Here is a 17569-nt window from a genome sequence, read left to right on the forward strand (position 1 = left end):
AAAAAGCGCGACGGGTTGCGTCGCGCTCTAAGAATTACCACCAAAGGAGGATGGAGGAGTGCACTGGAGCCAAGAGCTTCAGTACATCAACAGTTTCTTATGTACTGAGGTGCTTGTCAACCACTCAAATCGCATTTAATCACCCCAGCGTTTGACGAGCGTGTGCGCCACACCGAGATGGTCCAGGACACGGGCGACCATGAAGTCCACGATATCCTCGACCCGGCTCGGGTTGCCGTAGAAGCCGGGATTGGCCGGCATGATGGTAGCCCCGGCCTGGGCCAGACGCAGCATGTTCTCCAGATGGATGGTCGAGAACGGCGTCTCACGCACGACCAGGATCAGCGGGCGACGCTCCTTGAGCGAGACGTCCGCCGCGCGCTCGATCAGACAGCTCGACAACCCGGCGGCCAGCCGTCCCAGCGTCCCCGTGGTACAGGGACAGACCACCATCGCCTCGGCCGGATGACTGCCGCTGGCCACGGGCGCCGTCCATTCCTGACGTCCGAACACCCGCAACTGACCCGGCGCGGCCTGGAAACGCTCGCTCAGAAAGGACTCGGCTTCACCGGAGCGTGCCGGCAGATCCAGGCCGGTCTCCATCTTGATGACGACCTGAGCCGCCTGCGAGATCAGCAGATAGACCCGAACCTCGGCGCGGATCAGGCATTCGAGCAACCGCAGACCATAGTGCGCCCCAGAGGCGCCGGTGAAGGCGAGCGTGATCGTGCGCGGCCAGTCCCGCGCTCGATCTGCCGCAGACTCGGACTCAAGCGCCATACTTGACACGCAGCGCATCCAGCAGCCGTTGATGGATGCCGCCGAATCCGCCATTGCTCATGACCAGGATCTGATCGCCCGGCCGGCTGTCGGCGACCACCTGGGTCACGATCGGCCCGATGGCGTCATGCACCGCCGCCCGCTCGCCCAGACCGGCGAGCACCGCCGCCGCGTCCCAGCCGAGATCGCTCGGCGCATGGACATAGACCCGATCCGCCGCCGTCAGCGAGCCGGCCAGCTCGGCATTGTGCGTCCCCAGACGCATGGTGTTGGAACGCGGCTCCAGCACGGCGAGAATCCGCTGTTCGGCGCCGACCCGACGCCGCAATCCATCGAGCGTGGCAGCGATCGCGGTCGGGTGATGGGCGAAGTCGTCGAAGACCCGGATACCCGCGACCTCGCCGCGCAACTCCAGCCGCCGCTTCACACCCCGGAAGCGCCCGAGCGCCTCGACCGCCACGCCGACCGGCACCCCGGCATGACGCGCGGCGGCCAGGACCGCGAGTGCGTTCTCGACATTGTGCAATCCACTCTGACCCCAATCGACGACGCCGGCCTCGACACCATGCAGCCGGACCCGGAACCGCGAGCCGTCCGGCTCGATCAGCTCGGCGCGCCAATCGCCCGCGCTGCCGAAGGTCTCGCGCGGCGTCCAGCAGCCCAGACCGATGACGGTCTCCACCGCCGGCACGCTCGCCGGATGCACGATCAGCCCGCTGCCCGGAACCGTGCGGATCAGGTGATGGAATTGGCGCTGGATCTGCCCCAGATCCTCGAAGATGTCGGCATGATCGAACTCCAGATTGTTGAGGATGAGGGTACGCGGGCCGTAATGGACGAACTTCGAGCGCTTGTCGAAGAAAGCCGTGTCGTACTCATCGGCCTCGACGACGAAGAAGGGCACCGACCCCAGACGTGCCGAGACACCGAAGTCGAGCGGCACGCCGCCGATCAGGAACCCCGGATCCAGACCCGCGTCCTCCAGCACCCAGGCCAGCATACTGGCCGTGGTCGTCTTGCCGTGCGTGCCGGACACGGCCAGCACCCAGCGCTCGCGCAGCAGGTTCTCGCGCAGCCACTGGGGGCCGGAGCAATAATGCAGGTCGCGATCGAGCATGGCCTCGACCGCCGGAATACCGCGCTTCATGGCGTTGCCGACCACCACCACATCGGGCGGCGGGTCCAGATGCGCGGCATCATAGCCTTCCATGAGCTCGATCCCGGCCGCCTCGAGCTGGGTGCTCATGGGCGGATAGACATTGGCGTCCGACCCCGTGACCCGATGGCCCAGCGCACGCGCCAGCAGCGCGATCCCGCCCATGAAGGTGCCGCAGATTCCAAGGATGTGTAGATGCATGAGCGCGTTCTTCCGCGAAGACCGATGGGGTGTGGCGGCGCCTGCCGAGCGTCGAGCGGCGAATCCGTCAGAGATTGCCGAACAAGCTGGTCACCAGGGTGACGGCGACGATCTGGAAGGCCACGGCGATCGCCGATCCCTGCCCCAGGGTGATGGAAAAGGTGTGTCTCAGGATATGGCCCGTGACCAGGATGCCCCAGATCACCAGACCCAGCAGCAGAAAGGCCCCGAGCGCGGCCAGATCGTTCTCCTGGCTGCCGGTCGGATTGAGACTGAGCGGCGGGATCGCCACCAGTCCGAGCAGCGCCCCGCTCCCGAGCAGGGCCGTGGCCGATTGCAGGAAGCGGGCGCGGAGCTTGAGTTGCATCAGGGCCACATAGAGCGCCGTCATCATCAACAGCACCTCGGCCACGCCCTGGAGCAGGCTCGTCAGCCAGGACAGTCCGGCCGTGATCCCGACCAGGATGCCGACCGCCAGATCGGCGGCCAGGACCAAGCCCAGCAGCATCTCGGAGGCCGGCAGATCCTGCGGCGGGCGGCGCAGCAGACAGAGTTCGACGAAGAATTTGATCAGTGCCTGCACGTCATGATTTCCCAGATCGATCGACAGTGGTTCCAATGATAACCACAGCGGACGCAAATACGGAGCACTATCGACACTGGAGGCGCACCGCAGGCACCGTGCGCGGTGCGCCCGAGCGCACGCCGGACCCATTGTAACCGCGTCGCGGGCCGTTATATATTTCACAGGCTCTCGTGGTACCCGTAGCCTGATCCCGGCTCCCACCCAAACACCACCTCCCCCATATTCCACCCTTTATTGAATCGGCGCTCGCCGATGACTGATGAGGCTCGAAGTGAATCCGCGCTTGAAGGCCATTGCCTGTTGCATCGCGATGTCGTCCCTGTTGCTCTCGGCCTGTGCGAGCAACCCCAGGAGCACCGCAGAATCGATGCCGTCGAGCGGTCCCGCACCGATCGACACCACCTATCTGCCGCGCCTGATACTGCCGGGTGCGACCACCGCGGAGGTCAGATCCCTGGCCCTGGGGGCGGCCCGCAGTCGCGGCTGGACGGTCAGACACGCCGATCTGACCGACGAGCGCCTGGTCGTCGAGCGCCCGGCGGATTCCGTGCCCGGTGTGGCGGCCGCGCCCGGCTCCACGCTCGAGGTCACGACCCTGCTCAAGAACTATGGCGGCGGCATCGAGGTCGCCACCCTGGCCGAGGTGGTCACGCCGGCCTATGCCGGACGCCCGGCCGAGCGCATCGACTACACCGATCAGTTCCGCGACCCGCTCATGCAGTCGCTCGACTCACTGCGCGAGCGCTGGATTCGCGATCGTGAGCGTCTGGCGCGTGCCACGCCGCCGGTCGGGGGTTGGCGGGATGCCTGGGAGGATTCCAACACCCCGCCCACCAGTCAGCCCGTGCAGGCCGCAGACGACAGCCCCCGAGCGGCTCAGGCCGTGCCGCCTGCTCCGGCCGCACCCACCTACACTCCGCCTCCATCCGCGCCGCCACGAACGGACCCGAGCGTCGGACCTCGTGCCGTGTCGACGCCGAGCCAAAGCGACTCGGGTATTCCGCGTCCGACCTATACGCGCCGTCCCACCACGCCCGAACCCCGTTACAGCGCGCCCGGCGCGGCCCCTGTGGTCGATGCCGGCTTGAATCCGAACCGACAGCCTCCACGCGAACCCGCGCCCGTCTACGACACTTCGGTCGTCGCGCAGGACAACATGATGTCGCTGCCGCGCCCGGATCCGGTGATCCCAACGGCAGGCGGAGTCGGCGCCCGCGTACTCTGGTCGGCCAATGCCGAGCAGTATGCCCGCCAGCGTGGTTGTCAGGTCTCGGGCAGCGGCTCGCAGTTGATCGAGTCGCGTCAGGACGGCGAGGTCTACAAGGTGCCCTGCCAGGGCAGCGACAGCTTTCTGATCCGCTGTCAGGACGGCCTCTGTCAGGGCCTGCTGTGACCTTGCAGGTGACTGCGGCTCAGGATGGGCAGCGCGAACGCGATGCCCATCTCCCCCGGCTAAATCAGGCCGATCATCCCCAGACCGACCGCGAGCGCCAGCAGACAGGCGGTGAGGATCAGCCACAGGCCCCGGCGCAGATCCCCGGCGCCGAGATCGGCCGGCCAGTCGGGATCGCCCATATAGATCTCGGTGACGAGACGCCCCCGGCGCCAGACCGGCCCGATCAGACGCACCCGCAGTGCCCCGGCGCAGGCGGCCTCGCTCCAGCCGGAGTTGGGGCTGGGCAGCAGGGCGTGGTAGCGCCAGGCGGCGCTGAAGGCCAGTCGGGGATGCTCGCGTAACAGTACGGCAGCGAGCGCCAGTAGCGGCACCGAGAGCCGCGCCGGGAGCCAGTGGATCAGATCGTCGCTCCGCGCCCCGGCCCAGCCGAAGCGCGCGTAGCGCTCGTTCTTGTAACCGACCATGGAGTCGAGCGTCGAGATCGCCTTGACCGGGATCAGTCCGGGCAGACCGAACAGACAGAACGCCCACAGCGGCGTGAGCACGCCATCGGTCAGGTTCTCCGAGAGACTTTCGAGCGTGGCGCGCACCACACCATCGCGCTGGAGCGGTTCGGTATCGCGTCCGACCAGCAGCGACAGTCGCCGGCGCACGGCCGGCAGATCGTCGAGATCGCGCAGGATGCGCCAGCCCTGCTCCAGCAGCTCGCGGGTGCAGAGCAGACTGTAGGCGATGAACAGATCCCAGCCGAAGGCCGGCCAGGGATGGATGGCGTCGAGTCCGAGACGAACGCCGAACCAGACCCCGAGCGCCGTTCCGACCACCAGCCCCCAGTGGATCACGCCGCCGAGTCGTCCATTGAGGCCCAGCGCAAAGAGCGCGCGCTCGCAGACGAGTATCCAGTGGCCGATGAGCCGGATCGGATGCAGCCGGTAGACGGGATCGCCGATAAGGGCGTCGAGCAGACAGGCGCCGAGGATCAGGATCAAGTGTTCGGTCATTGATGCGAGTTCCATTTGTGCTCGAAGCCCAGGACCACGGCCAGTGCCGCCAGCCGTCCGGGCGTGAGATCCGCGCGCGGCTGGAGGACTTCGCGGAAATAGGCGAAGTCGTCGGGCTTGACGGCCACGGCACCGGCCAGCAGTGCGGCTTGATTGAGGATCGACTCGCGCGCGACCTCGGCATGCAGCACGCCGACGTCGACCAGATCCAGGATCTCGGCCAGACCATAGGCCGCCGCCGCGCTCAGTGGATCATGGATGAGCGCCGGCAGGTTGTGCTCGAAGCAGTTGGCGTCCGGCGCGTCGAGTTCGGCGCGTGCCAGTTCGCGTAGGGTCGCCTCGTCGCAGCCGTGACGCCCGAGCGCGGCACAGAGGGTGCGGCGCAGTTCGGCACAGACACCGTTCTGCAACAGCAGACAGCGGGTCACGGCCTCGTGGGTCGCGCGTCCGACCAGCTCGCCCAGGGTGTTGTGACTGCCGGCCCAGTGACGCTCCCACTCGCCTTCGTCGGCACGCACCAGCGGGGCGGCGATGGCCAGCTGATCCGTGCCCGTACCCGTGGCCAGTCGCGCCGATTGCAGACTCGGCATACGCAGATCCAGCACGGCCGCACTCTTGCCCTCGGTGGCCAGGGTCGCGGCGCGCACCAGACAGGCCGGGGTGCAGGGCTGGTTGATGAAGAGCAGGGTAACGATGGTTCCGGCGCCGGCCTCGGGTGGCGCGGGCAAAGCGCAGGCGGCTCGCTCAAGGTTCGATTGGACGAGCGTGTTTGCAGTCCCGCCCTCGCCTCGCTCGACCGGCCGGCTACCGTCGCGCTGCTCGTGCCAACCGGCCGGATCACCGGCGCGGGTCGCGTTGCCGAGCACCCCGGCCGTGGCCACGACCGAAACCGCCAGATCCGCGTGCTCGGCCCGCGCCAGCACCGCGCACTGCATGTTGGCGGCCGTGGCCATGAGCGCGGTCGACTCGGGCGGCAACCGACCCGCCGCGCAGGCGGCGCGATGATAGTCCTCCAGACCCTGCCCGGCGTTCGATGCCTCGCGCACCACATGCGCCACGCCCTCGCAACTCTGATGGTTGGCGACATGGGTCAGATCCTCGCGCAGTCCGCCGTTGAGCCGGCAGGTGCTGAGCACGCGATGCCGGCGCTTGAAGACGGCCGACAGATAGCGTCCCTGGCGCGTCAGGCGATAGCGTTCGTTGTCCTCGATCCACATGGGGCGCCGGATCAACCTTCCTCACGTGCCGGACGGAAGCGGCGCGGAAAGGCCGCATCATAGAGCTTGGATGGCTTGTAGTCGTTCTGGGCGCGTGCTCCGAGCGCCGGACTGACCAGGATCAGCGCCTGACGATCGACCTGAGCCTCGCGACAGCGCACGGCGATGTCACTGAGCGTACCGCGCAGCACCAGTTCTTCGTTCGGCCAGGTCGCCTTGTGCACCACCACCACAGGCGCCTCGGACGTCCAGCCGGCGGCGATCAGATTCTCGACCACCGCCTCGATGCGCTCGATCGAGAGGAAGATGCAGAGCGTGCAGCCGTGCGCGGCGAGCGAGACCAGCGACTCGCGCTCGGGCATCCGGGTGCGTTCGGACAGACGGGTGAAGATCACGGTCTGGGTGATCTCGGGCAGGGTCAGACACTCGCCGGCGGCGGCGGCCGAGGCCATGGCCGAGGACACGCCGGGCACGATCCCGACCGCAATCCCGGCCGCATCCAGCGGCCGCGCCAGCTCGGCGAGCACGCCATAGAGCGTCGGATCGCCGGTCTGGAGTCGCACCACGGTCGCGTGACGCTGGGCGCGATCGAGCAGCCAGGCCGTCACCTGGGCATGATCCATCGACTTGGAATCGGCGACCTCACAGTCGGGTGAGGCCCATTGCAGCACGGTCTCGGCCACCAGCGAGCCGGTATAGAGGATGGCCCCGGCCTCGGCCAGCAGCCGACTGCCGCGCACGGTGATGAGATCCGGCGCGCCCGGTCCGGCCCCGACGAACCAGACCTTGCCCGGCCGACGGGACGATGAAGTCTCTTGCATGGCGCGATGATCCCCGCGTATGGTGGCACTGCGAAAACCCAGTATTCTTCTAACCCAAACCAACCCTTGTCAAACCTCTTCGTGCGTTTCCGTCCACGGCGGCGACTTTCTCCACCTCCGGTCTCCCGCTTCGACCCAGACGTCCTGGTGATCGGCGGCGGTGCGGCGGCCCTGTGCGCGGCCATCACGGCACGGCGTGCCGGTTGCTCGGTACTCCTGGCCGAGCAGGCGCCCGAACCGTTGCGCGGCGGCAATACGCGCCATTCGCGTAACCTGCGTCTCAGCCATGACGCGCCCACGCCCTTCACCCACGGCGTCTATCCGGCCACGGAGTTCTGGGAGGAACTCGCGCGCGCGACCGAGGGCACGGCCGATCCGATCCTGGGACGTCTGTTCGTCGAGCGCTCGGCCGGAATCACGGACTGGCTGATCGAGGCCGGCGTCCCCTTGCAGCCGATCGCCGGCGGCCGGCTGCCCGAATCGCGCCGCACGGCCTTTCTGCTCGGCGGCGGCAAGACGCTGCTCAACCGGCTCTACGCGCTCGCCGAGCGGCTGGGCGTGGAGATCCGCTACGGCTGCGAGATCCGCGATCCAGTGATCGAGGATGGACGCCTGGCCACCTCGACCGCCCGTTTGGATGGCGCGTCTTACCCGTCGACGCCGCGCGCGGTCATCGCCTGCTGCGGCGGCGCCCAGGCCAACCGCGCCTGGCTGCGCCGACACTGGGGCGCGGCGGCTGACGGCTTCATCAATCGCGGCACACCCTTCGCCGACGGTGAATTGCTCGAATCCCTGTTGCGTCAGGGCGTCCGGCCGGTCGGCGATCCCAGGGCCGCCTATCTGGTCGCGGTCGACGCGCGCTCGCCGGCCGACGATGGCGGCATCGCCACCCGCGTGCGCTGTATGCCCGAGGGCATCGTGGTCGACGCGCATGGACGACGCCGGCACGACGAAGGCGGCGACACGGCCTCGACCCGCTATGCGCTCTGGGGGCAGCGTCTGGCCGACTGGCCGGACCAGATCGGCTATCTGATCCTGGATGCACGCGGACTGCGTGCTGCTCCGCCTGCGCTCTATCCGCCGATCCTGGCCGACAGCCTGGATGGACTCGCATCCAAGCTGACAATCGCTCCCGCCAATCTCCGCGCCACGGTCGCCGACTACAATGCCGCCGTTCGGGCACCGACCAGCGAGCGCGACGACCGGCACACGGTCGATCTCGATCCGCCCAAGACCCGTCACGCCCATCCGCTGATCGAGCCGCCCTTCGGCGCCTATCCGATGCGTCCGGGGATCACCTTCACCTATCAGGGACTCGCCGTGGACGAACAGGCGCGCGTGCGACTGGCCGCGGGCGGCGTAGTGGAGAACCTGTTCGCCGCCGGCATGATCATGGCCCCCAACCTCATGGCGCGCGGCTATGTCTCGGGACTGGCACTGAGCATCGGGCTGGTGTTCGGCCGTCTGGCCGGCGAGGAGGCGGCACGTCATGTCCGCGCCTGAGATCCGCACCGAGGCCCGACGTGTGCTCGGGATCTGCGACGCCTGCGGCTATTGCAACGGCTTCTGCGACCTGTTCGAGGCCGCACGCCGCCGCCCGGCCCTGACCGAGGCCGATCTGGCCCATCTGGCCAACCTCTGCCATGCCTGCCGCAACTGTTTCCATGCCTGCCAATACGCCCCGCCCCATGTCTTCGCGGTCAATGTCCCGCTCGCACTGGCGCGGATGCGCCATCAGAGCTATCTGGATCATGTCTGGCCGAGATCCTTCTCACCGCTCCTGAACCATCCGGTGGCGACGGTCGTCTGGGTCACGCTCGGCGCGATCCTGCTGCTGTTCGGGCTGATGCCGGCCTTCGCCCCTAGCGCCGGTGCGCCGACGATCGACACGGACACAGGCGCCGGCGCCTTCTATCGCGTCCTGCCCTGGTCGGTGATGGTCTGGATGGGTGTCCTGCCGCTCGGCTGGTCGGCGCTGGCCATCGGCATCGGCTGGCGCCGTTACTGGACGCTGACCCACCCCGAGGGCACAGTGGCGAACGAGGCGGTCCAACCGGGACGCGCATTCCGGAGCGCGCTCGCCGACATCCTGGATCTGCGCAATCTGCGCGGCGGCGGTCCGGGCTGCAACGATCTCGACGCGCGTTTCTCGCACTGGCGTCGCCGGCTGCATCAGACGCTGCTCAGCGGTCTGGGACTGAGTTTCGCCGCCACCCTGGCGGCGACCTTGTATCACCATGGGCTGGGGCTGGAGGCCCCCTACCCCGTCACGAGCGCGCCTGTCCTGCTCGGCACGCTCGGCGGGATCGCCCTGCTGGTCGCCGTCCTGGGACTCGGCTGGATCGAATGGCGCGCCGATCCCGCACCGCTCGCCCCCGAAGCGCGCCGGCTCGACCGGGCCTTTCTCGGGCTGATATTCGCGGTCGCCGGCAGCGGACTGGCCCTGCTTGTCTGGCGCGCGACGCCGGCGATGACGCCCCTGCTCATCGTCCATCTCGGGACCGTGCTCGCCTTCTTCCTGCTCCTGCCTTACAGTAAGTTCGTTCATGCCGGTTATCGCGCCATCGCCCTGGTGCGCGAGTCGCCGGCTCGAGTCTCCATTCGCAGAGACAGCGCTCAAATGTCATCGCCCTCGCTTATCGCCTCCGTTTCGCGCCGAATCCGGCGTGCGTTCCAGACCATCGCCCAGGCGGCCGGCGTCATGGTCAAGCGGCGCCGTCAGGCCGAGCAGGCGCTGCGCGAGATCGAGCAGCGCTTTCGTACCCTGGTCGAGGTCAGCCGTTATTCCATCCAGGAGATCGATGTCGAGGGCCGAATCCAGTATGCCAACCCGGCGGCGTCGCGCTTACTGGGACTGGAGCCGGAGGCGCTGATCGGCTGCAACGTCAGCCTGCTGCTGCCCGAGGAGGATCGCGCGGCGCTCCTGAGCGACCTGCACCGCTTCGCCACCGAGCAGCCGGTGCCCAGCACCTATTACAACCGCAACCGGACGGCGGACGGGCGTCTCATCGATGTCGAGGTGGAGTGGAACTACAAGCGCGACGAATCCGGTCAGGTGATCGGCTTCGTCAGCATCGCCAGGGACATCACCGAATACAGGCGCGCGCGTCTCCTGCTGGATGGACGCAACCGCGTGCTGGAGATGCTGGCGCGCGGACGACCGCTGCGCGATATGCTCACGGCCATCGTCGCCTATATCGAGGAGATCGCCCCGCACGCCATCTGCTCGATCCATCTGCTCGATCCCGCGACCCAGACCCTGAGCACAGCGGCTACGCTCCGGCTGCCCGAGTTCTATACGCGCGCCGTCGAGGGCGTCCGGATCGGTCTGGGCGTCGGTTCCTGCGGCACGGCGGCCGTCACCGGCCGGCGGGTCGTGGTCGCCGACCTGCTGTCGCATCCCGACTGGTCGGCCTTCCGCGACCTGATGCTCCAGACACCCCTGCGTGCCTGCTGGTCGCAGCCGATCATCGGACAGGCCGGTCAGGTGCTCGGCACCTTCGCCATCTATGCCACGCGCGTCATGGAGCCCTCGCCGGCGGATCTGGACATGATCGAATCGGCCGCCGAGCTGGCCGCCATCGTCATCGAACGCGATCGCACCGAGAACGCGATCCGCCAGGCCGAGGACAAGGCGCGGCTGCTGCTCGAATCGACCACCGAGGGCATCTTCGGCCTGGATCTGGAGGGGCGTATCACCTTCATCAACCCGGCCGCCGCCGACATGCTCGGCTACGAGCCGGAGGCGCTGATCGGCCAGGCCACCCATCCCTTGATCCATCACTCACGCCGCGACGGCACGTCCCTGCCGTCCGAGTGCGGCTCGATCCTCGCCACGCTCGAACAGGGGCAGGACTGCCATACCGCCAACGCGGTGTTCCGGCGGCACGACGGGAGCTGCTTTCCGGCCGAATACTGGGCCACGCCCATGCGGCGCGACCATCAGGTCGAAGGGGTCGTCGTCACCTTCCACGACATCAGCGCCCGTCAGCGCGCCGAGGCCGAGATCCAGCATCTGGCCTTCCACGACAGCCTGACCGGACTGCCCAACCGGCTATTGTTCAAGGAGGAGCTGAGTCAGGCGCTGGCGGGTCTGCGCCTCGACGGCCGGCGATTCGCGCTGCACATGCTGGACCTGGATCACTTCAAGGACGTCAACGACAGTCTCGGACACCTCATCGGCGACGAGCTGCTGCGCGCCGTGGCCCAGCGGCTGACCGCACTCATCCGCGGCACGGACATCCTGGCACGCTTCGGCGGCGACGAATTCGCACTGCTTCAGGTCGACATCAGCGAGATCGGCGAGGCCGCCGAGCTGGCGCTCTCGATCATCGAGGCACTCGGCGAGGAGTTCCGGATCGGCGGCAACCGCATCGACATCAACACCAGCATCGGCATCCTGATCGCCGACCAGGAGTGTCACGACGTCGACGACCTCATCACGCGCGCCGATGTCGCGCTCTACAAGGCCAAGGAGGCCGGGCGCGGCACCCACGCCTTCTTCGCCGATTCCATGACCCAGCAGTTGCGCCACGAGATGGAGCTCACCCGCGAGCTGACCCAGGCGATCCAGAACGACGAGCTGTTCCTGGACTACCAGCCCCAGTTCGATCTGGAATCGGGCCGGCTGGTCGGCATGGAGGCCCTGGTGCGCTGGCGCCATCCGCGCGAGGGCGTGCGCCAGCCGGGGACCTTCCTGCCGGTGGCCGAGAAGCGCGGGCTGATCCGGCCGCTCTCGGACTGGGTGTTGAACGCCGTGTGCCGCCGGATTCGCGACTGGAGCGACCGGGGTCTGGACTTCGGACGCATCGCGGTCAACCTCTGCGCCCAGCAGGTCGGTGATCCGAACTTCGGCGACAACATCCTCACCGTCCTGGAGCGCACCGGCGCGCGGACCGAACATCTGGAACTGGAGTTCACCGAGACGGTGCTGATCGCCGCCGACGCCCGGACCCAGGCCGACATCGTGCGTCTCTCCGAGCTGGGCATCCACTTCGCGATCGACGACTTCGGGACCGGGTTCTCGTCGATGCAGTATCTGCGCAAGTTTCGCACCGACAAGATCAAGATCGACCGCGAGTTCATCCAGGACGTCACCCATGACGCCGGTGACGCCGAGATCGTCAAGGCGACCATTGCGCTCGGCACGGCGCTGGGACTCATGACCGTCGCCGAGGGTGTCGAGACCGAGGAACAGGCCGAGTTCCTGCGTCGTCATGGCTGCCGGCAGGTCCAGGGCTATCTCTACGGGCGTCCGCAGCCGCCCGAGGACATCGAGCGTCTGATAGGTTTCGGGTTGGAAAGCGGTTAAGATAGGCCCCCGGTCGGATGCTCGATCCGGCTCGCGATCGAACCCATTCGTCAACCCAGCCCTGCATTGCAAGGAGACGATCTTGACCGCCAATCGCTACACATTCACGCAACGCATGCTGCACTGGCTGATCGCCGCGCTGGTGTTCGGCATGCTCCTCGGTGGACTGACCTTCTGGGCGCTCGGATACGAGGGTCTGGCGGATCGGGTCGGCCCGCAGGTCACGGCCAATCTCTTCATGTACCACAAGAGCATCGGGATCCTGGTGCTGCTGCTGACCGTTCTGCGGATCTGGCTGCGCCGTCGCGACCCGGCCCCGCCCTATGATCCGCCGCTCGGTCTCGTCGAGCGTCTGGTCGGGGGTGCCACGGTGCTGGTGCTCTATCTGCTCTCGATCGGCCTGCCGATCGGTGGGGCATTGGCGACGTCAGCCTCGGGCTATCCGGTCCAGTTCTTCGGCTTTACGCTACCGGGACTGCTGCCCGAGAACGAGGCCCTGGGCAAGACCCTGTTCTTCTATCACGGACTCGGCGGATTGGCGCTCGGTCTGGTGGTGCTGCTGCACATGGCCGCCGGGATCAAGCACTGGCGTCTCAAGGACGGCGTCATGACGCGGATGAGTCTGCCCTGAGCCGAGTCGAGCCGACACGCCGCCATGTCCGACCTGTTGCAACCGATGCCGGCCAACCTGCTGATCCTCGGCGGAACCACCGAAGCCTATGATCTGGCCGATCGTCTGGCTGAGCACGACGGTTGGCACGTCATCAACTCGCTCGCCGGGCGCACGGCCAATCCACGGCTGCCGGCGGGCGAGACGCGCATCGGCGGCTTCGGCGGGATCGAAGGGCTGGCGCGTTATCTGGGCGAGTGCGCGATTCGGGCCGTGATCGATGTCACCCATCCGTTCGCGGCGCGCATGGGCTGGAATGCGGCCGAGGCTTGCCGTCTAGCGGGCGTACCACTGCTGAGACTGGAGCGCCCGGCCTGGCAGCCCGAGCCGGGCGACGTCTGGGTGCCGGTCGAGACCTGGGCGGATGCCGCCGAAGCTCTAAGTCAAATCGGGGCACGGCGCGTCCTGCTGGCGGTCGGACGTCAGGAGTTGGCCCATTTCAGCGGCGTCGAGAATATTTGGTTCCTGATCCGGCTCGTCACGCCGCCCGAGCCCAAACCGAACTTCCCTGCCGCCGAATGGCTCTACTCACGCGGCCCCTTCGCGCTCGACGACGAGCGCGCCCTGCTCGACACCTGGGCCATCGATACCATCGTCTGCAAGAACAGCGGCGGCGAGGCCACATCGGCCAAGCTGATCGCCGCGCGTGAGCGTGGGATTCGCGTCGTCATGCTCCAGCGTCCGGCGCGACCCGCTGAGGTGACGCGAGCCGCAACCGTCGATGAAGCTTTGAGCTGGATCGACGATTTGAATGCCGGATAATCTACCGTTGGCCGGATTCCAGCGCCCATTGTCGAAATGCCCGCAACGCGGCATTGCGTCCTTCCCGGCGACTGAGTTCCAGAAAACGCGGGATGGCCTCGGTCAGCGGCAAGTTCGGAAACTGAGCGCTACATTCGGTGGCAATGTAGCCGGTCTCTTGTAGGCGATACATGGACAGTCGGGCGCCGTCGAACCGCCATAGCTCAGGCACCCCCAGCGCGGCGTAGATCGGGCGATGATCACGTCGGTTCGTGATGTCGATCTCCAGCGCCAGATCCGGGGGCGGATCGACGGTCAAGTCGATGGTCCGCTTACCGCGTATGTGGGATTCGTGAGCGGTGTAGAAGCACAGATCCGGCTCGACGCCCTTGGCGGCGGACGTGCTGCGCAGCGTCGTCGATCCGATGTTGCGAAATTCGATCCCGAGCGTTTCGAGCAGCGCCTCGATGAAGGCGCCGATCATCTGTTTGTCGTCTTCATGCTCCAGTAGCGGCGTCATCAGTTCCAGCACTCCGTCGTCATAGGCAAGGCGAAGGCCGGGGCGTTCCCCGAGCTGGTCGAGCACGGCCTCGAAGGATGGCCAGTCCATGGAATGGAAGAGGACGGACTGGCCTGGAGGCAGGATCATCTGATCCATACGGAGTGTCATCGTGCGACCTCGTGGCGTTGTGTTCGTCCCCTGAGTGTAGCCATACCCTTGCCGTCAATCCAAGCCAAACGAGACGGACGATCCGTATCGGCGTCCTTCAGTCGCGGCCATACCAGCGCGGGGTATAAACCCACTCGTCGCCATCCGGACGCGCCAGACGCCGGGTCAGCGACGAGCCGACGATGACGACGGTACGCATGTCGACCTGCTCGGGCCGGATCTCGGTGAGGGTTGTCACGGTCAGGGATTCGTCGGGACGCCCGATGTCGCGACCGAGCACGACCGGCGTCTCGGGGGCGCGGATCTCGCGCAGGACGGCCAGCGCCTGGACGAACTGATCGGGACGCGCCTTGGAGCGTGGGTTGTAGAGCGCTATGACCAGGTCGGCCTGCGCCGCCTGTCGCAACCGGTGCTCGATGATCGACCAAGGCTTGAGGTTGTCGGACAGCGAGATGACGCAGAAATCGTGTCCGAGCGGTGCACCGGCGCGGGCCGCCGCTGCCTGCGCCGCCGAGATGCCGGGCAGGATCGCCAGTTCCACCGCGTGCCAGGCCGGATCCTCGGACTGTTCGAGCGCCTCGAACACCGCCGCCGCCATGGCGAAGACGCCCGGATCGCCGGACGAGATCACCACGACATGCCGACCCTGAGCCGCCAGTTCGAAGGCCAGTCGCGCGCGTTCCAGTTCCTGACGATTGTCGGAATCAAGCAACCGCTGATCCGGGCGGAAGGGTCCGGCCAGATCGACATAGGTGGTGTAACCCACGATGTCCTGAGCATGGTTCAATTCTTCGCGCACAGCCGGGGCCATGAGTTCGGCCGATCCCGGTCCCAGACCGATCACGGCCAGTCGGCCCGGCCTGGATGCCGGAGGTTCGGATGGTAGCGGCTGGGTCGACGGCAACACGGGTACGGATTCGCCGGCGCTCGATCCCGGCCAGCGTTCGCCCGGAATCAGGATCATCGAGAAATAGGGCACGCTCTCGGGATCGATCTCGGCGATCGCGCGTACCTGCTCGCCCTCCATGGTCGCGCGCTCGACATAGCGCGCCCGCTCCAGCAACCCGAGCCGCGCCAGCACCCGCCGGACCTTGTCGAAATTGCTGCCGAGCTTCATGATCGCCGCCGCCTCGACGCCGGCGAGCAATTCGATCAGCGTCTCCTCGGGCAGGGTCGCGGCGATCACCTGGAAACGCTGATCGCGATAGACCAGCGGCGTGCCCAGCACGGCCGCGCTCGCCAGCACCGAGCATACGCCCGGCACCACCTCGGTCTGATAGCGCTCGGCCAGCCGGTCGTGCAGATACATGAAGGAACCGTAGAACAGCGGATCGCCCTCGCTGACCACGGCCACGTCGCGCCCGGCCTCCAGATGCTCGGCCAGCCGCTCCGCCGAGGCATCGTAGAAGTCGCGCATCGCACCCTCGTAGTCGTAGGGCGGCTCGGGCTTCCGGCCCGTGACCGGATAGATCAGCGGCACCCGGATCTGCTCAGGAAGCAGATGCGGCAGCACCGTGGTCAACGCATTGCCGGGCTTGTCGCGCGCGGCATAGTAGGCGACCACGGGCGCGGCGCGCAGATAGCGCAGTGACTTGAGCGTGATGAGTTCAGGATCGCCTGGACCCACGCCCAGGCCATAGAGACGTCCCTTGCCCATGTCGATCAGGCGTGCTCGCGACCGAGCGCGTTGACCGCCGCCGCCGCCATCGCACTGCCGCCGCGCCGACCGCGTACCGTGACGAAGGGCACGCCGCGACTGTCGGCCGCGAGCGCGGCCTTGGACTCGACCGCGCCGACGAAGCCGACCGGGAAACCGAGGATGAGCGCCGGCTTGGGCGCGCCCTCGTCGAGCATCTCGAGCAGCCGGAACAGGGCCGTGGGTGCATTGCCGACCACCACGATCGCGCCGGCCAGATGCGGACGCCAGAGTTCGAGCGCCGCCGCCGTGCGGGTGTTGCCCAGTTCGCGCGTCAGCGCCGGGACGCTCGGGTCGTGCAGGGTGCAGACGATGGGATTGTCGGCGGGCATCCGGGCGCGCGTGATACCCTCGGACACCATGCGGCTGTCGCAGAGGATGGTCGCGCCCGACTCCAGCGCCGTGCGTCCAGCCGTGCCCGCGCCCGGCGAGAACTCCAGGTCGGCCGCGATCTCGGGCATGCCGCAGGAATGGATCACGCGCACCGCCAGCGCTTCCAGATCGGCTGGAATGCGACTCAGATCCGCCTCGGCGCGGATGATGGCGAACGACTGACGATAGATGTCATGGGCATCGCGGTTGTATTCGATCATGTCGGGGGTCTCACAGTCAGGCGGAACGGGCGTGGGTGCTCGGTAGCGAGGACGCGCGGCCCGGATCGGGGCGAAGGTCGGCGGGGATGGGCGTTCGATCTGAAAAGGGGCGGATTATAATCGCAAATCACGGCTCCGGCGTGATCTGTTTGAGCGTCGCGCTCGATACGGCGCTCTGAGACCGGCGACCTACTCAGGTGAAACAGACGCTTGCATGGAACCTGCTGATGATCGAGATCATTCCGCCCATCACTGACATCGAGACGATCGCGGAAGGACACGGCATTCAAGAGTTGAACCGCTTGCGTCAACGCTATGGTCCCGGAAATTGGAAAAAGAAGAAAGGTGTCGCCTTGGTGCGAACCGATGTCGATCTCCCGGCGCCGGCGGAAATTCACTGGTACGAGGCCCATGGCATCGGCAAGGTCAAACTGAAGGTGAAACGATGGCTATAAATTTCGTGGTTTGTATGCGCAAGGACAACCTGGGCGATCTCTCAGGGGACGACATCCAGGTCGGACACCTCTACGAAGTGGTCGAGGCACACGCCGGACACGGCATGATCCGCATCCTCGATGAATCGGGCGACGATTACCTCTATCCTGAAACCTGCTTCGAACCCGTCGCGCTGGCCGATGATGTCGCGCAACGGTTGAGCGAAGTGCTGCCTCATCAGGCACAAGGGATGGAGCGCCATCATGCCGAACTTCATCGCCCGTGAAATGAGCGG

The 17569-nt window shown here is 67.0% G+C and carries 16 protein-coding genes and 1 pseudogene; 7 read left to right on the forward strand and 10 right to left on the reverse strand.

The features are described from left to right. Positions 1 to 135 precede the first annotated feature (135 nt). The 3 genes from Atep_RS10600 to Atep_RS10610 all read right to left on the reverse strand — a co-directional run bounded on the left by Atep_RS10600 (position 136) and on the right by Atep_RS10610 (position 2720). Positions 136 to 780 (reverse strand): flavin prenyltransferase UbiX, encoded by a 645-nt coding sequence (locus Atep_RS10600; RefSeq protein WP_213381562.1) that lies wholly within the window; start codon positions 778 to 780, stop codon positions 136 to 138. After that, positions 770 to 2137, reverse strand: coding sequence for a UDP-N-acetylmuramate:L-alanyl-gamma-D-glutamyl-meso-diaminopimelate ligase (gene mpl, locus Atep_RS10605; protein ID WP_213378498.1), 1368 nt, complete (start codon positions 2135 to 2137; stop codon positions 770 to 772). The genes Atep_RS10600 and mpl overlap by 11 nt, the downstream gene beginning before the upstream one ends. Positions 2138 to 2204: 67 nt before the next feature. Continuing rightward, a complete protein-coding gene (locus tag Atep_RS10610) occupies positions 2205 to 2720 on the reverse strand; it encodes a hypothetical protein (protein ID WP_213378499.1) in 516 nt (171 codons plus the stop codon). A gap of 262 nt (positions 2721 to 2982) precedes the next feature. Between Atep_RS10610 and Atep_RS10615 the strand changes: the two genes are divergently transcribed. Next, positions 2983 to 4116 carry a hypothetical protein gene (locus tag Atep_RS10615; RefSeq protein ID WP_213378500.1) on the forward strand — a complete coding sequence of 378 codons (1134 nt, stop codon included), beginning with the start codon at positions 2983 to 2985 and terminating at the stop codon, positions 4114 to 4116. 59 nt (positions 4117 to 4175) lie between these two features. On the opposite strand, the gene cbiB is transcribed toward Atep_RS10615, so the two are convergent. The 3 genes from cbiB to cobM are packed head-to-tail and all read right to left on the reverse strand — an operon-like array spanning position 4176 to position 7158. Further along, complete coding sequence (gene cbiB / locus Atep_RS10620) at positions 4176 to 5120, reverse strand: adenosylcobinamide-phosphate synthase CbiB (protein ID WP_213378501.1); 945 nt, start codon at positions 5118 to 5120, stop codon at positions 4176 to 4178. Further along, positions 5117 to 6337, reverse strand: coding sequence for an adenosylcobinamide amidohydrolase (locus Atep_RS10625; protein ID WP_213378502.1), 1221 nt, complete (start codon positions 6335 to 6337; stop codon positions 5117 to 5119). The genes cbiB and Atep_RS10625 overlap by 4 nt, the downstream gene beginning before the upstream one ends. 11 nt (positions 6338 to 6348) lie before the next feature. After that, positions 6349 to 7158 (reverse strand): precorrin-4 C(11)-methyltransferase, encoded by an 810-nt coding sequence (gene cobM / locus Atep_RS10630; protein ID WP_213378503.1) that lies wholly within the window; start codon positions 7156 to 7158, stop codon positions 6349 to 6351. A 66-nt stretch (positions 7159 to 7224) separates the two neighbouring features. On the opposite strand from cobM, the gene tcuA reads away from it, so the two are divergent. The 4 genes from tcuA to Atep_RS10655 all read left to right on the forward strand — a co-directional run bounded on the left by tcuA (position 7225) and on the right by Atep_RS10655 (position 13901). Beyond that, positions 7225 to 8661, forward strand: a complete 1437-nt coding sequence (gene tcuA / locus Atep_RS10635) for an FAD-dependent tricarballylate dehydrogenase TcuA (RefSeq protein ID WP_236786131.1) — start codon at positions 7225 to 7227, stop codon at positions 8659 to 8661. Next, a complete protein-coding gene (gene tcuB / locus Atep_RS10645; RefSeq protein WP_236786133.1) occupies positions 8648 to 12469 on the forward strand; it encodes a tricarballylate utilization 4Fe-4S protein TcuB in 3822 nt (1273 codons plus the stop codon). Before tcuA ends, tcuB begins: the two co-directional genes overlap by 14 nt. Before the next feature lie 82 nt (positions 12470 to 12551). Next, positions 12552 to 13100: a cytochrome b gene (locus Atep_RS10650; protein WP_213378505.1), complete on the forward strand. Its 549-nt coding sequence runs from the start codon at positions 12552 to 12554 to the stop codon at positions 13098 to 13100. Positions 13101 to 13124: 24 nt separating this feature from the next. Next, the gene (locus Atep_RS10655) at positions 13125 to 13901 is read left to right on the forward strand and encodes a cobalt-precorrin-6A reductase (RefSeq protein WP_236786135.1); all 777 of its coding nucleotides are present in this window, start codon (positions 13125 to 13127) and stop codon (positions 13899 to 13901) included. 1 nt (position 13902) lies between these two features. On the opposite strand, the gene Atep_RS10660 is transcribed toward Atep_RS10655, so the two are convergent. From Atep_RS10660 to Atep_RS10670, 4 genes and pseudogenes are all read right to left on the reverse strand, one after another. Continuing rightward, a complete protein-coding gene (locus Atep_RS10660; protein WP_213378506.1) occupies positions 13903 to 14550 on the reverse strand; it encodes a Uma2 family endonuclease in 648 nt (215 codons plus the stop codon). Between the two features lie 97 nt (positions 14551 to 14647). Then, positions 14648 to 15454: a precorrin-3B C(17)-methyltransferase gene (cobJ, locus tag Atep_RS16675; protein ID WP_336511403.1), complete on the reverse strand. Its 807-nt coding sequence runs from the start codon at positions 15452 to 15454 to the stop codon at positions 14648 to 14650. Between the two features lie 39 nt (positions 15455 to 15493). Continuing rightward, positions 15494 to 16207: pseudogene (locus Atep_RS16680) on the reverse strand (precorrin-2 C(20)-methyltransferase); the annotation flags it as partial. A gap of 5 nt (positions 16208 to 16212) precedes the next feature. Continuing rightward, complete coding sequence (locus tag Atep_RS10670) at positions 16213 to 16839, reverse strand: precorrin-8X methylmutase (protein ID WP_213378508.1); 627 nt, start codon at positions 16837 to 16839, stop codon at positions 16213 to 16215. A gap of 227 nt (positions 16840 to 17066) precedes the next feature. Here Atep_RS10670 and Atep_RS10675 point away from each other — a divergent pair, with 227 nt between their 5' ends. Both Atep_RS10675 and Atep_RS10680 read left to right on the forward strand, forming a co-directional pair. Then, a complete protein-coding gene (locus Atep_RS10675) occupies positions 17067 to 17294 on the forward strand; it encodes a hypothetical protein (protein ID WP_236786137.1) in 228 nt (75 codons plus the stop codon). 14 nt (positions 17295 to 17308) lie between these two features. Continuing rightward, positions 17309 to 17560: a hypothetical protein gene (locus tag Atep_RS10680; RefSeq protein ID WP_213378509.1), complete on the forward strand. Its 252-nt coding sequence runs from the start codon at positions 17309 to 17311 to the stop codon at positions 17558 to 17560. Positions 17561 to 17569: the final 9 nt, after the last annotated feature.

Origin of the sequence: Allochromatium tepidum, assembly GCF_018409545.1 — a bacterium.
GTDB classification, from domain to species: Bacteria; Pseudomonadota; Gammaproteobacteria; order Chromatiales; family Chromatiaceae; genus Thermochromatium; species Thermochromatium tepidum_A.